Consider the following 13,842-nt stretch of genomic DNA (forward strand, 5'->3'; position numbering starts at 1 on the left):
GCTGCAAAGAGAAAGTGCTGCACTGCACATATGTGCCGTGAGCGACCGTCATCAATGCTCCTCGTAAGGGGAGAAGGATGGGTCAGCGAGGTCGGCGAAGCGCGTGAATTCCGACTGGAAGGCGAGCTTCACCGTGCCGGTCGGCCCGTGGCGCTGCTTGGCAATGATGACATCGGCCGTGCCCTTCACTTTTTCGAACAGGGCTTCCCATTCGGCGTATTTCGGATCGGCCGGATCGCGCGGTTCGGAGTTCTTGACGTAATATTCCTCGCGGAACACGAAAAGCACGACGTCGGCGTCCTGCTCGATCGAGCCGGATTCGCGAAGGTCGGACAGCTGTGGCCGCTTGTCGTCGCGGCTTTCGACAGCGCGCGAGAGCTGAGAAAGTGCGACGATCGGAACATTCAGTTCCTTGCCGAGCGCCTTCAGGCCGGTGGTGATCTGGGTGATTTCCTGGACGCGGTTCTCGTTCGATTTCCCTGAGCCGGTCATGAGCTGCACGTAGTCGACCACGAGAACGTCGAGGCCGCGCTGTCGCTTCAGGCGCCGCGCGCGGGCGGACAGCTGGGCGATGGAGATACCGCCGGTCTGGTCGATGAAAAGCGGCACCTTCTGCATCATCATCGAGCAGGCGACCAGCTTTTCGAAGTCGGCATCGTTGATGTCGCCGCGACGGATCTTCGACGAGGAGACTTCCGTCTGCTCGGAGATGATACGGGTGGCGAGCTGTTCGGACGACATTTCCAGCGAATAGAAGCCGACGACGCCACCGTTTTTCGCCTTAGTGGAGCCGTCCGGCTGTACTTCGCCTTCATAGGCGGCGGCAATGTTATAGGCGATGTTGGTGGCGAGAGATGTCTTGCCCATGCCGGGACGTCCGGCAAGGATAATCAAGTCCGAGCGCTGCAGGCCGCCCATCTTGCTGTCGAGCGAATGAATACCGGTAGAAATACCCGACAGGCCGCCATCGCGCTCCTTGGCGACGGCCGCCATGTCGATCGCCAGTGCTACGGCGTCGTTGAAGGCCTGGAAGCCGCCATCGTAGCGGCCGTTTTCGGCAAGCTCGAACAGCCGGCGCTCGGTGTCCTCGATCTGGCTCTGCGGCGGCATGTCGAGCGGCGCGTCATAGGCGATATTGACCACGTCTTCGCCGATGGTGATCAGCGCACGGCGCAGCGCAAGGTCGTAAATGGCGCGGCCGTAATCCTCGGCATTGATGATTGAGACGGCTTCGGTGGCGAGCCGGGCTAGATATTGCGCCACCGTCATGTCGCCGACCTTGTCGTCGGCCGGCAGGAAGGTCTTGATCGTCACCGGATTGGCGGTCTTGCCCATGCGGATGATGTCGCCCGCCACTTCGTAGATCTTCCGGTGCAGCGGCTCATAGAGATGGATGGGCTTCAGGAAGTCGGAGACGCGGTAATAGGCGTCATTGTTGACGAGAATGGCGCCGAGCAGGGCCTGCTCCGCCTCGATATTGTTCGGCGCTTCGCGGTAATGCGCTTCGGCGGGAGCAATGGCGGCAATGTTGCGCGCGGCTTCGTTCATTTTCCGTCTCTTCGTCTCTAGGTGTGCCGAATGGTTTGCGACGTTCCGGTGTCACGGTCAATTGCAGAAGAGCCTCAGCGTGGCGCACGATGCGAATTCGCTCGCGAAATTCACGTTGTTCCACTCATCCACAGGGACAAACTCTCCGCAGTAAAAAAGTCTTTGTCGCTGGGTTGCAATGGAATCGCCGACACGCGAATCACTTATGCAGAATGTCTGATGACGATTTTAACCCAGCCTGCCCCAGCATACATCGGTAAACTGGCGAGCGCCCTTGTAAAAATGAAAAAATCCAGCTATTTCCTAGAAATAGGGTAGGTTTTTAATCATATAAAGTAGGTATATGCCGGGTCAGCCACAACGCCGAGAAATCTTCGACGAGCTTTCCGCTTTTAATCGGAAGCTTAGGGCGGCGTTCGACAGCCTGGTGCGTGAGCATGGAATGACATTGGCGAGAGCCCGGGTCTTCCATAAGCTGTCGCGCCGTGATGGCATCAATCAGCGGGAACTTGCCGACGAACTTGAGCTTGAGACCCCGACGCTGGTTCGCATCCTCGATGCCATGGAAGCGCAGACCTTCATCGAGCGCCGCGCGGTGCCCTCGGATCGGCGCGCCAAGCAGATATTCATGACGGAATCCGGAAAAGTCGTGGCCGCCGAAGTCGAGGCTCTTGCCAGTGGCGTGCGGGCGGATATCTTGCAGGGAATTCCGGACGAGGATATCGGCATGGCTCTCAAGGTCATCCGGGCCATGACTGCGAATCTGCAGAATGTGGGCAAGTCATGAGGTGACGTATGAGCGGTGAGCCAGGCCCGATCGCAAATGCGAAAGCCACCGTCGCCGCACCTGCTGTCCAAGCCGCTCCACCGCCCATGCCCGGCTGGAAGATGCTGCTCTACATCGCCGCATCCATCATGTTCTTCCTGACGCAGGGCCTCGGTCTCAATCTCGCTCTTGCCAATCTCACCCAGATCCAAGGTTCTATCGCCGCGACAACCACCGAATCGGTATGGTTGTCGGCCGCCTATATGGCGCCGAACGTCAGTCTCGCCATCGCGCTGGTGAAGATCCGCATGCAGTACGGCGTGCGCAATTTTGCCGAGGTCAGCATTATCGGCTTTGTCGTCGCCTCGCTGCTCAATCTCTTCGTATCCGACCTGCAATCGGCCATCGTCGTCCGCTTCCTGAGCGGCATTGCCGCAGCGCCTCTCTCGACACTCGGCTTCCTCTATATGCTGGAGGCTTTCGAACCTGCCAGAAAGATGACGGTTGGCGTCAGCCTGGCGATGATGAATACGCTGCTGGCCGCTCCCATCACCCGCCTCGTCTCCCCATCGCTCCTCGACTATGGCGAATGGCGTGGGCTCTATACGCTGGAAATGGCATTGGCGCTGCTGGTGATGCCGATCATCTATCTATTGCCGCTGACGCCGCCGCCGCGTGTGAAGGTCATCGTCTTTGGCGATATCATCAGCTATCTGCTGATCGCGGTCGGTTTTGGCTGTCTGGCCGTCGTTCTCTCGGTCGGGCGGCTCTACTGGTGGCTGGAAGTGCCCTGGCTTGGCGTGCTGTCGGCGATCAGCATCGCCAGCCTGACGCTCGCCGCCGTCATCGACCTGCGTCGGGCGACGCCACTGATCGACGTCCGCTGGCTGCTCAGTCCGGCGATCATACATCTGACCGGCATTCTTCTGGTCTTTCGCATCATCTTCGGCGAGCAGAGCGCGATCATCATGACATTCTACCAGAATGCCGTCGGCCTGCTCTATGACCAGCTCTCGATGCTCTATTGGATCATCCTGGTGTTCACGATTGTCGGCGGTCTCGTCTGCACGGTGCTGATGAGCTATGGGCTGAGCTGGCAGATCCAGTTTGCAGCACTCGTCATGATGGCGGCGGGCGCCTTCATGGATGCACAGGTCACCACACTGACCCGGCCCGAGCAGATGTATCTCAGCCAGGCGCTGGTGGCGGCGGGCGCAGCCCTTTTCCTGCCGCCTTCCATGTCCGAGGGCTTCAAGGCGGCCTTTTCGAAAGGTCCGCCTTATCTGGTGACCTTCTTCGTGGTCTTCACCTTCACGCAGAGTATCGGCGGTCTGATTGCCACGGCCTTCTACGGCACGCTGATCACCATTCGCGAAAAATTCCATTCCGCCGTGCTGACCGAACGTGTGCTGCTGACCGATCCCCATGTTGCCCAGCGCGTCAGCCAGCTTTCGTCGTCCTACGGCAAAGTGATTGGCGATAGCGCGCTCCTGAAGGGCGAGGGACTGGCGTTGCTCGGCGCGCAGGTCACCCGCGAGGCCAATACGCTTGCCTATGCCGATGCGTTTCTGGTTGCCGGCGTGATCGCCGTCGTGTCGCTCGCCGGACTGTCGCTGCATGTATTCTATCGCTTCATCAAGGCACGGCTTGCCGACGATCGGCCGCAGACCGTGGCATCCAACCCCTGAGGATATGAAATAGCGCCATGTCGAGGCTCGTTCGCTCCCCCATCGAAGTCATTGCCGTTCTCGCCGGCGTCGGCGGCGTCATGCTGGTGCTTTATGCCTGGCACTTGCCGCCCTTCAAAAGCTCCGTCGAGACCACTGACGACGCCTATGTCAAAGGCTATGTCACCACCATCAGCCCGCAGGTCAGCGGCTATATCACCGACGTGCCGATCAAGGACTACAAGCTCGTCAAGCAGGGCGACGTACTGACGAAGATCGATGACCGTATCTATCAGCAGAAGGTAGCGCAGGCGCGCGCGACACTGGCCGGCCAGAAGGCGGCGCTTGCCAATTCCCAGCAGCAGGAGCAGGCAGCCAAGGCCGGCATCGCCTCCAGCCAGGCGCAGATCGACAGTGCCAATGCCGCGCTGAAGCGTGCGCAGCTTGCTGCGGATCGCGTCACGACGCTGGTGGCCAAGGGCGTGTCCACGACAAGCGATTCCGAGCAGGCACAGGCGACGCTGCAGCAGGCGCAGGCCGCGGTCAATCAGGCGAAAGCCGCCCTTGACGTATCGCAGCAGAACCTCACGACGATCATCGTCAACCGCGCCTCGCTGGAGGCCGGCGTCAGTGGTGCGGAAGCGGCCGTGCAACTTGCCGATATCGATCTTCAGAATGCAACCATCGTTGCGCCGCAGGACGGCCGTGTCGGAGAGGTCGGCGTGCGCCTCGGCCAGTATGTGACCGCTGGAACGCAGCTCATGGGTCTCGTGCCCAAGGATATCTGGGTGATCGCCAACTTCAAGGAAACCCAGCTTGACGGCATGAAGATCGATCAGCCCGCGACGATCTCCGTCGATGCGCTCGGCCACCGCCAGCTCAAGGGCCACGTCCAGCGCTTCTCGCCGGCCGCGGGCTCGGAATTCGCCGTCATCAAGCCTGACAACGCGACCGGCAATTTCACCAAGGTCGCGCAGCGCATCGGCGTCAGGATCAAGATCGATAAGGATCAGCCGCAGGCGGATGATCTGGCACCAGGCATGTCGGTTGTCGTCTCGATCGACAAGGACTCCCAGCCAGAGGTGGGCGTAAACGACGACTGAAGCAATTCCGGGAAACGTAAGTTACCCGGCTTCTATGGCCGTAAAGAAGAAAAGCCCGGATCGTGAGATCCGGGCTTTCCGTTATCCAGCGGTGGGCTGGAAATTATGCGTCTTCATCTTCGGCGTTGCCGTCGGCTTCCGGATCGAAGAAGTCTTCCGGACGCAGGGCATCTTCGTCGATGCCGTAGATGGCGTCAGCGGAGGTGAGGGTTTCGCCCTTGGACTGGCGCTCGGCTTCTTCAGCGGAACGGGCAACGTTGAGCTCAACGGTGATTTCGACTTCGGCGTGAAGTCCGATCGTAACATTGTGCAGGCCAATGGCCTTGATCGGCGTGTTCAGGTGAACCTGGCTACGGCCGATGTTGAAGCCTTCAGCGGCGAGGATTTCAACGACGTCACGGGCAGCGACCGAACCGTAGAGCTGGCCGGTTTCGCCAGCCGAACGAACGACGATGAAGGACTTGCCACCGAGAACGTCGGCAACCTTCTGGGCTTCGCTCTTGCGCTCGAGGTTACGGGCTTCGAGCGTTGCGCGCTCAGCTTCGAAGCGGGTCTTGTTGGCGGCATTGGCGCGCAGCGCCTTGCCGAGCGGCAGCAGGTAGTTACGGGCAAAGCCGTCGCGAACCTTAACCACTTCGCCCATCTGGCCGAGCTTGGAGATACGCTCCAGGAGAATGACTTCCATTTTAGTGTTCCTTTCAGATGTCAGATTTTCGTGTCTGGTTGTTTGGGTATTTCGGCATTCTTGTTCGGGGTGAGCGCGATCGCCTTGCGCGTATCGGACAAACCTAGAATGAGGATGAAGAGGGCAATGATAGGCCCCACTAAGTAGCAGAGGATCAGAACTGGCGCGCGCCAGCTTTTGCCACGGGTGCGGAAATGCAGGGCGGCATAGCCGGAAATTAAGAAACCGGCACCGAATGCGCCGAAAACTGTGGCGCCGACCATAGCCGGTATGCCGCCGACGAAACACGCGACGATACTGGCGAGAAAGACGAAGATCGCATTGCGGTTCATGCGCAGCGCAGAGGGGATGTCCTCGCGCGGGCGCAGATTGCGGCCTGATGCTGCGACGATGCGGGTAGCTATGTAGTAGGCGGCAAAGAGAAGGATCACCCAGGCGCTCGCCTGTGCCACCGGCAACATCAAAAGCAGCGTTGCCTTGGTCGGTGCAATGGTCTGAGGGTCGAACACTATGGTCGGGTTTTGGGTCGTCAGCGCGGTGATGAGTTCATCGACGATCTTCCCGACAAGCTCAGGGCCGTAGCCGATCATGATGCCAATGACGACAACGGCAAGGGTGACCAGGCCACAGAGGTGGAGCAAGATATCTGACAGAGGATACCAAGCCATCAAATGGTCCGGTCCGCCGAGTTCGGAAGCGGGGCGTGCCAGATTGGCTAGATGGCTGAGCCAGCCTGCTGGCGCCAGCGTCACCAGTGTCACCGCCAATGCGAAGGAGGGATCAATAGCGAGAGCACCGAGTGCCGCAGCGCTAACGACCGCAACGACGGCCGCGATATTCCCCCAGCCTAGGCCAGCAATCAGGATCGGGAGAGCAGATGCTGTATAGAGGACGGCGCTGAACGACGGCTGCGCCACTGCACCCCGCGCGAGCAGGATGGCGGTAAAACCGGCGAGGGCGCCGATACCAAGCACTTTTGCGTTCAAATTTTTCAAGTCGCTGTCCTGCTTCATGATCGAGCAGTTAGAGGATGCTTCCGACACTCAGGTCTGAAAGCCGTCCCCAACATGGGTTTTCAAGGTTCCGATCCGCGCCCATCGCGAAAGGGAGAAGGGAAGGCATGACTGCCTTCCCTCTATTCATGCAGCGTCGGCTTAAATTAAGCGACGACGTAAGGCAGCAGGCCGAGGAAACGGGCACGCTTGATCGCCTGGGCGAGTTCGCGCTGCTTCTTCTGGGAAACGGCCGTGATGCGGGAAGGAACGATCTTGCCACGCTCGGAAATGTAGCGCTGCAGGAGACGGACGTCCTTGTAGTCGATACGCGGCGCATTGGCGCCCGAGAACGGGCAGGTCTTGCGGCGGCGATGGAACGGACGGCGGACCGGTGCGGAGGAAACTTCAGACATTGTTCAAAATCTCCTTATACGCGGTCTTCGCGCGGACGGCGCGGACGGTCTTCGCGGTCACCACGATCCGGGCGCGGACCACGGTCACGGTCGCCGAAGCTGCGCTCCGGACGGTCGCCATCGCGGCGCGGGCGGTCGTCACGGTCGCGCTTCTGCATCATGGCAGACGGGCCTTCTTCGTGCTTTTCAACAGCGATCGTCATGTAACGCAGGACGTCTTCGCTGATGCGCATCTGACGTTCCATTTCCTGGACGGCAGCGGCCGGTGCATCGATGTCCATCAGGGCGTAATGAGCCTTGCGGTTCTTCTTGATGCGATAGGTAAGGGACTTGAGGCCCCAGTTTTCGATACGCCCGACTTTACCGCCGTTAGCTTCGATAACACCCTTGTACTGTTCTACGAGGGCATCAACCTGCTGTGCGGAAATATCCTGTCGGGCAAGGAATACATGTTCATAAAGAGCCATGACAGCTTCGCCTTTCTTGCGTTGATCTGAACCCGGGCTCTAGCGGCTAAGCCTCAACGACTGCTCCTGAGAGGGATAAACCCCAAGCAAGAAAAGCGTTTCCGAGACGGTCGAGAGCGGAGACACGGGAGGCTGGAACGCTTCCGTTCCGACGATTTTCCCTGGAGAAAACCGGCCCTCCGTTCAGCCACCAGCCAGAAGACCGGGTTGCGAACAGGGCGGCTTATACGGATTTTTGCGGGAAAGGCAAGGGGAGGGGCGAAATTGGGTTATTCGCTGGTCGTGCCATCAAGATGCAGGCGCCGCTATCTCGATCTTCTTTCCGTCCCGAAGCCTGTCGGAGACATACCAGCCATCCCACTGCGAGAACTGCTCGAATACTCTTTTATATCCCTTGCTCTCCAGCAGCTTCTGTATCGCGCTTTCCGTCTTCCGGTTGTTCTCCACGGATATGAGGTCAAATTTGCGGTCGAAGCTGTAGGCGGACAGTATGTCCAGCTCGCTGCCCTCGGTATCGATCGACAGATAGTCCACGGCAGGCGGTGCTTGGTATTTTTCGAGCAGATCATCCAGCGATATCGTCTCCACCTGAAGGTGCTTTCCCTGGCTGCGAAGGTCGGAGAAGTGATCGCCCTTGGAGAAATCGGCAATCGCGCTCAGTTCGGGATCGGATTCATCGGTCGCGATAAATGTGACGATGTCGTTGGATTTCGAAGAGACACATTTGTGCTCGATGGAGGCCGTTCTGTTGGCCGCGAGATCCGCGTGCCAGATGGGATTGGGTTCTGCAAGAATACCGTTCCAGCCGAATTTCTTTTCGAGCAGCCAGGTATTGCTGTTCTTCAGCCCGTTCGTTGAGCCGAATTCTACGAAAAAACCGCTTCGTTTCTCGGAAAGCTCAAAACAGACCCACAAATCCTGCATGATCTGGGCTTTGGACCAATCTCGCCTTGATAAGCAATAACTAATAAATCTGATATCTTCATTCAGTATGATATTTGATATCTGCGGCCTGTTGAGGCGAATGGCGTTGAATATCGTCTTCTGTATAGATTTATTATCATGCAACCTGTTGCAAATGGCCGCTATGCTGGAAAACGTAAATTTTCTTGTGTCGAACATTCTGGCTATCCAGGTCCCATGATAGGTTAGACTAGCTTAGAACGATTTTGTGCTTCAATCAATATTTGTATTGATATCGGAGGGTTGCAATTCCAAGTAACGCCTTCGGGTAGAAGTATTCCTTAGTCTCCGGCCTGTTCATCCCAGGATTTGCCGGGCCATCGTTGCGCCTCGCCCGTGTGGGCAAGGCGCTTTCGCTGGATGTTACATCGGCAGCGGATACACGCGGTGCACCTTTTCGATCTCCGCCAAGACGTCGTCTGACAGCGTCACATAGGCCGCGCCGATATCGGTCTCGAGTTGGGCGATCGATGTTGCGCCGATGATGACGGAGGCCATGAAGGGCTTGGTGAGACAATAGGCGATCGCCAGCTTCGACGGGTCGAGATTGTGTTTGGCGGCGATCTCGAGATAGGCCTTGACCGCCGGCTCCTGCAGCGGCTGCAGGCGGCCGCCGATGTCGTGGTTGATCGAGCCGCGCGAGCCGGCCGGCCGTGCGCCGCCGACATATTTGCCCGTGAGGATACCGCCGGCGAGCGGCGAATAGGCGAGCAGGCCGACATCTTCGTGATGCGACAGCTCGGCGAGATCGAGATCGAAGTGCCGGTAGAGTAGGTTGTATTCGTTTTGTGTCGAAACGACGCGCGGCAGGCTCTTCTGCTCGGCGATCGTCAGATACTTCTGAATGCCCCAGGTCGTTTCGTTGGAAAGGCCAAGCGCACGGATCTTGCCAGCCTTCATCAGCTCGCCCATCGTTTCCAGAATGTCGGTGATATTGGCGACAACCTTCTCGCGGTCCTGATGGAAGGGGTTGTAGCGCCAGTTCTGGCGGAAATGGAAATGCCCGCGGTTCGGCCAGTGCACCTGATAGAGGTCGATATAGTCGGTCTTCAACCGCTTCAGGCTGGCGTCGATCGCAGCACGGATATTGGCGGCATCCGCACCCTGACCGTTGCGCAGATAATCGCGGCCGGGGCCGGCAACCTTGGTGGCGAGCACGACATCCTTGCGCTTGCCGGTCTTTTCGAACCAGGTGCCGATATATTCTTCAGTGCGGCCTTGAGTCTCCGCGCCGACGGGCGTCGTCGGGTACATTTCGGCGGTATCGAAGAAATTGACGCCCTTTTGCAGGGCATAATCCATCTGTTCATGCGCCTCGGCTTCGCTGTTCTGCGTACCCCAGGTCATCGTGCCCAGGCAGATCTGCGAAACGGAAATATCGGTGCGGCCTAAATTCTTATACTTCATGGGAAAACCTTGCGGATAACGGGAACGTCTCTAAGGGGAAGGTCGAGCGAATTTAGGCTCGAATTGAGCAAGTGCAAGAAGAAAATTGGTGCATTTCGCAAACGCAAAAGCCGTTGGCTGCGGGGCTTGCGCTATTGACTCCACCGCAAACAATGTCATTTGGGAACGAAACGACGCCATAGGAAGCCTAATATAATGACTGTAGCTTTCACATTTCCCGGCCAGGGCAGCCAAACTGTCGGCATGGGCAAGGATCTCGCAGACAATTTCGCCGAAGCGCGCGCCGTCTTCGAGGAAGTTGATGAAGCGCTTGGTGAAAAGCTCTCCGACGTCATTTTCAATGGTCCCGAGGAGAAGCTGACGCTGACGGCCAACGCCCAGCCGGCGCTGATGGCAGTATCGATCGCCGTCATCCGCGTTCTGCAGGCACGCGGCCTCGATCTGAAGAGCAAGGTCGCGTATGTCGCCGGCCATTCGCTCGGCGAATATTCGGCGCTGTGTGCCGCCGGCACGTTCTCGCTTACCGATACGGCGCGGCTGTTGCGCATCCGCGGCAATGCCATGCAGGCGGCGGTTCCGGTCGGCGTCGGCGCCATGGCGGCGATCATTGGCCTCGAACATGCCGATGTCGTCGCTGTCTGCGCGGAGGCGTCGGTCCTTGGCGCCTGTCAGATCGCCAACGACAATGGCGGCGGCCAGATCGTCATTTCCGGCGAGAAGGCCCCGGTTGAGAAGGCTGCCGAGCTGGCGACCGCCAAGGGCGCGAAGCGCGCAATTCTGCTGCCGGTCTCCGCCCCCTTCCATTCTTCGCTGATGGCGCCCGCCGCCGAGGCGATGCGCGCGGCACTTGTCGACGTTGCGAAATCCAATCCGATCGTGCCGCTCATCGCCAATGTGCGCGCTGCTCCAGTCACGGACGCCGGCGAGGTCGCCAATCTGCTGGTGGAGCAGGTCACCGGCCAGGTGCGCTGGCGCGAGACGGTGGAGTGGTTCGCCGCTCATAATGTGACAACATTGTACGAGATCGGTGCCGGCAAGGTGCTGACGGGGCTTGCAAGGCGTATCGACAAATCGGTGAACGGCATTGCGGTGAATTCGGCCGCCGATATTGATACTGCGCTCGCAAGCCTGCTTTAAGAACATTACGGAACGAGGAACACTCCATGCTTGATTTGACCGGCCGCAAGGCCCTGGTAACCGGCTCGTCCGGCGGTATCGGTGAGGAAATTGCAAGGCTGCTGCACAAGCAGGGCGCCATTGTCGGCCTGCACGGCACCCGCGTCGAGAAGCTCGAGGCGCTTGCCGCTGAGCTTGGCGACCGCGTCAAGATCTTCCCGGCCAACCTGTCCGATCGCGAAGAGGTCCAGGCGTTGGGCGTCAAGGCGGAAGAAGAACTCGGCGGCATCGACATCCTGGTCAACAATGCCGGCATCACCAAGGACGGTCTTTTCGTGCGCATGAGCGACGAGGACTGGGACAGCGTGCTGGAGGTCGATCTCACCTCCGTTTTCCGCCTGACGCGGGAGCTGACCCATCCGATGATGCGCCGTCGCTATGGCCGCATCATCAACATCACCTCCGTCGTCGGCGTCGTCGGCAATCCCGGTCAGGCCAATTATTGCGCCGCCAAGGCCGGCATGATCGGCTTCAGCAAATCGCTGGCGCAGGAAATCGCCACCCGCAATGTGACGGTCAATTGCGTCGCTCCGGGCTTCATCGAGAGCGCCATGACCGGCAAACTCAACGATAAGCAGAAGGAAGCGATCATGGGAGCCATCCCCATGAAGCGCATGGGCAATGGCGCCGAGGTTGCATCCGCCGTCGCCTATCTTGCGTCCTCGGAGGCGAGCTACATCACCGGCCAGACGATTCACGTCAACGGCGGCATGGCGATGATCTGAAATGGAAAAGTCTATTGGTGGGAACTTTCCCTCCAATAGCATGTTGAGCAACGCAGAACCGGCAATTTTCTGGCTTTGCGACGGACTTAAACCGTGTTAAGCGGGCCATGACTGTGAACAGTCGCCCCGAAAATGCAGAAGGACTGTGCCGCGCATAAGGCGGCTGGGCCGGATCTCAGGGCGGGGTTGAACAGATTTGCCAGCGGCGCCAATAGGGGTGTTGCAGGCTTTGAACAGGGTAGGGATGTCACACGGCATTCTGATCAGGACATAAGGTCGAGGAAACCGACATGAGCGATATCGCAGAACGCGTAAAGAAAATTGTTATTGATCATCTTGGCGTCGACGCCGACAAGGTTGTTGAAAGCGCTAGCTTCATCGACGATCTGGGCGCCGACTCGCTCGACACCGTCGAACTGGTCATGGCTTTCGAAGAAGAATTTGGCGTTGAAATCCCCGATGACGCTGCTGACTCGATCCTGACGGTCGGCGACGCGGTAAAGTTTATTGAAAAGGCTCAGGCCTAATCATTTGCACTTTTTGATGGGCGGGCTCTCAGAGTCCGCCCTATTTCGTCCGGCGATGCCGGGCGCTTTCTATTCATACGCATGGCATAAGAGGACGGGGGTCTGCAGGCGATGAGACGTGTCGTTATCACGGGTACCGGCATGGTATCACCTTTGGGCTGTGGCACGGAGGTGTCCTGGTCGCGCTTGATCGCCGGACACAACGGCGCGCGTCTGGTGACGGAATTCGAGGTCGAAGACCTCCCCGCAAAGATTGCTTGCCGCGTTCCGGTCGGTGATGGCAGTGACGGCACCTTCAATGCCGACGACTGGATGGAGCCCAAGGAACAGCGCAAGGTCGATCCTTTCATCATTTACGGCATGGCAGCGGCCGACATGGCGCTCGCCGACGCCGGCTGGCATCCGACGTCGGATGAAGACCAGATCGCGACCGGCGTCATGATCGGCTCGGGCATCGGCGGCCTGGAAGGCATTGTCGAGGCCGGCTATACGCTGCGCGACAAGGGCCCGCGCCGCATTTCGCCCTTCTTCATTCCCGGGCGCCTCATCAATCTCGTTTCCGGCCAGGTCTCGATTCGCCACAAGCTGCGCGGTCCGAACCATGCCGTCGTCACGGCCTGTTCGACCGGTGCGCATGCGATCGGCGATGCGGCTCGCCTGATCATGCTCGGTGACGCCGAGGTCATGGTCGCCGGCGGCGCCGAAGCGCCGGTTTGCCGTATCTCGCTTGCCGGCTTTGCCGCCTGTAAGGCGCTGTCGACGGAATTTAATGACGACCCGCAGCGGGCTTCGCGTCCCTACGACCGCGACCGCGACGGCTTCGTCATGGGCGAAGGCGCCGGCATCGTCGTTCTGGAAGAGCTGGAACATGCCAAGGCGCGTGGCGCCAAGATCTATGCCGAAGTGGTTGGTTACGGCCTTTCCGGTGATGCCTATCACATCACTGCCCCGTCTTCAGACGGTGAGGGTGCCTTCCGCTGCATGACATCGGCCCTGAAGCGCGCCGGTCTGACGCCGGCGGATGTGGATTATATCAACGCGCACGGCACCTCGACCATGGCCGACACGATCGAGCTTGGCGCTGTCGAGCGGCTGGTCGGCGACGCCGCGCCCGGGATCTCGATGTCATCGACCAAGTCCGCGACCGGCCATCTCCTTGGGGCTGCCGGCGCGATCGAGGCGATCTTCTCCACGCTTGCCATTCGCGACAACATAGCGCCGCCGACGCTGAACCTCGACAATCCGGAACGCGAGACGGCGATCGACCTCGTTCCGCACAAGTCCCGCAAGCGGGACATCAATGTCGCTCTGTCGAATTCCTTCGGATTCGGCGGTACGAACGCGTCGCTTGTCCTGCGGCGCTATGAGGCATAATAAAAGCGCGTAAATCCCAAAAGCTT

At 59.2% G+C, this 13,842-nt stretch carries 14 protein-coding genes; 7 read left to right on the forward strand and 7 right to left on the reverse strand.

Going from position 1 to position 13,842, the window contains the following annotated elements; all coding sequences use genetic code 11:
* Window positions 1-51: 51 nt before the first annotated feature.
* Window positions 52-1,548: a replicative DNA helicase gene (locus tag AB6803_RS13205; protein ID WP_371109316.1), complete on the reverse strand. Its 1,497-nt coding sequence runs from the start codon at window positions 1,546-1,548 to the stop codon at window positions 52-54.
* A 343-nt stretch (window positions 1,549-1,891) separates the two neighbouring features.
* On the opposite strand from AB6803_RS13205, the gene AB6803_RS13210 reads away from it, so the two are divergent.
* Genes AB6803_RS13210 through AB6803_RS13220 form a run of 3 tightly spaced genes read left to right on the forward strand, consistent with a single transcriptional unit; the run spans window position 1,892 to window position 5,084 of the window.
* The gene (locus AB6803_RS13210) at window positions 1,892-2,335 is read left to right on the forward strand and encodes a MarR family winged helix-turn-helix transcriptional regulator (protein WP_174163061.1); all 444 of its coding nucleotides are present in this window, start codon (window positions 1,892-1,894) and stop codon (window positions 2,333-2,335) included.
* A gap of 8 nt (window positions 2,336-2,343) precedes the next feature.
* Window positions 2,344-4,002, forward strand: a complete 1,659-nt coding sequence (locus AB6803_RS13215) for an MFS transporter (RefSeq protein ID WP_371109317.1) — start codon at window positions 2,344-2,346, stop codon at window positions 4,000-4,002.
* A 17-nt stretch (window positions 4,003-4,019) separates the two neighbouring features.
* Window positions 4,020-5,084, forward strand: coding sequence for an HlyD family secretion protein (locus tag AB6803_RS13220; RefSeq protein WP_371109318.1), 1,065 nt, complete (start codon window positions 4,020-4,022; stop codon window positions 5,082-5,084).
* A 103-nt stretch (window positions 5,085-5,187) separates the two neighbouring features.
* Here the strand turns inward: AB6803_RS13220 and rplI are convergent, their stop codons facing one another.
* From rplI to AB6803_RS13250, 6 genes are all read right to left on the reverse strand, one after another.
* Window positions 5,188-5,769, reverse strand: a complete 582-nt coding sequence (gene rplI, locus AB6803_RS13225) for a 50S ribosomal protein L9 (protein ID WP_371109319.1) — start codon at window positions 5,767-5,769, stop codon at window positions 5,188-5,190.
* A gap of 20 nt (window positions 5,770-5,789) precedes the next feature.
* Entirely contained in the window at window positions 5,790-6,764 is a 975-nt protein-coding gene (locus AB6803_RS13230) for a DUF2232 domain-containing protein (RefSeq protein ID WP_371109320.1), read from the reverse strand.
* A 164-nt stretch (window positions 6,765-6,928) separates the two neighbouring features.
* Window positions 6,929-7,177 carry a 30S ribosomal protein S18 gene (gene rpsR, locus AB6803_RS13235; protein WP_004122103.1) on the reverse strand — a complete coding sequence of 83 codons (249 nt, stop codon included), beginning with the start codon at window positions 7,175-7,177 and terminating at the stop codon, window positions 6,929-6,931.
* 14 nt (window positions 7,178-7,191) lie between these two features.
* A complete protein-coding gene (gene rpsF, locus AB6803_RS13240; RefSeq protein ID WP_153366183.1) occupies window positions 7,192-7,644 on the reverse strand; it encodes a 30S ribosomal protein S6 in 453 nt (150 codons plus the stop codon).
* A gap of 288 nt (window positions 7,645-7,932) precedes the next feature.
* The gene (locus tag AB6803_RS13245) at window positions 7,933-8,766 is read right to left on the reverse strand and encodes an FkbM family methyltransferase (RefSeq protein WP_371109321.1); all 834 of its coding nucleotides are present in this window, start codon (window positions 8,764-8,766) and stop codon (window positions 7,933-7,935) included.
* Window positions 8,767-8,970: 204 nt separating this feature from the next.
* Window positions 8,971-10,014 (reverse strand): aldo/keto reductase, encoded by a 1,044-nt coding sequence (locus tag AB6803_RS13250; protein ID WP_371109322.1) that lies wholly within the window; start codon window positions 10,012-10,014, stop codon window positions 8,971-8,973.
* 195 nt (window positions 10,015-10,209) lie between these two features.
* Between AB6803_RS13250 and fabD the strand changes: the two genes are divergently transcribed.
* The 4 genes from fabD to fabF all read left to right on the forward strand — a co-directional run bounded on the left by fabD (window position 10,210) and on the right by fabF (window position 13,816).
* Window positions 10,210-11,151: an ACP S-malonyltransferase gene (gene fabD, locus AB6803_RS13255; RefSeq protein WP_371109323.1), complete on the forward strand. Its 942-nt coding sequence runs from the start codon at window positions 10,210-10,212 to the stop codon at window positions 11,149-11,151.
* A gap of 26 nt (window positions 11,152-11,177) precedes the next feature.
* Complete coding sequence (fabG, locus tag AB6803_RS13260; protein ID WP_371109324.1) at window positions 11,178-11,915, forward strand: 3-oxoacyl-[acyl-carrier-protein] reductase; 738 nt, start codon at window positions 11,178-11,180, stop codon at window positions 11,913-11,915.
* 290 nt (window positions 11,916-12,205) lie between these two features.
* Window positions 12,206-12,442, forward strand: a complete 237-nt coding sequence (locus tag AB6803_RS13265; RefSeq protein WP_003547058.1) for an acyl carrier protein — start codon at window positions 12,206-12,208, stop codon at window positions 12,440-12,442.
* Window positions 12,443-12,553: 111 nt separating this feature from the next.
* Entirely contained in the window at window positions 12,554-13,816 is a 1,263-nt protein-coding gene (fabF, locus tag AB6803_RS13270; protein WP_371109325.1) for a beta-ketoacyl-ACP synthase II, read from the forward strand.
* Window positions 13,817-13,842: the final 26 nt, after the last annotated feature.

This window comes from Rhizobium sp. RCC_161_2 (assembly GCF_041355235.1).
In the GTDB taxonomy this organism is placed as follows: domain Bacteria; phylum Pseudomonadota; class Alphaproteobacteria; order Rhizobiales; family Rhizobiaceae; genus Rhizobium.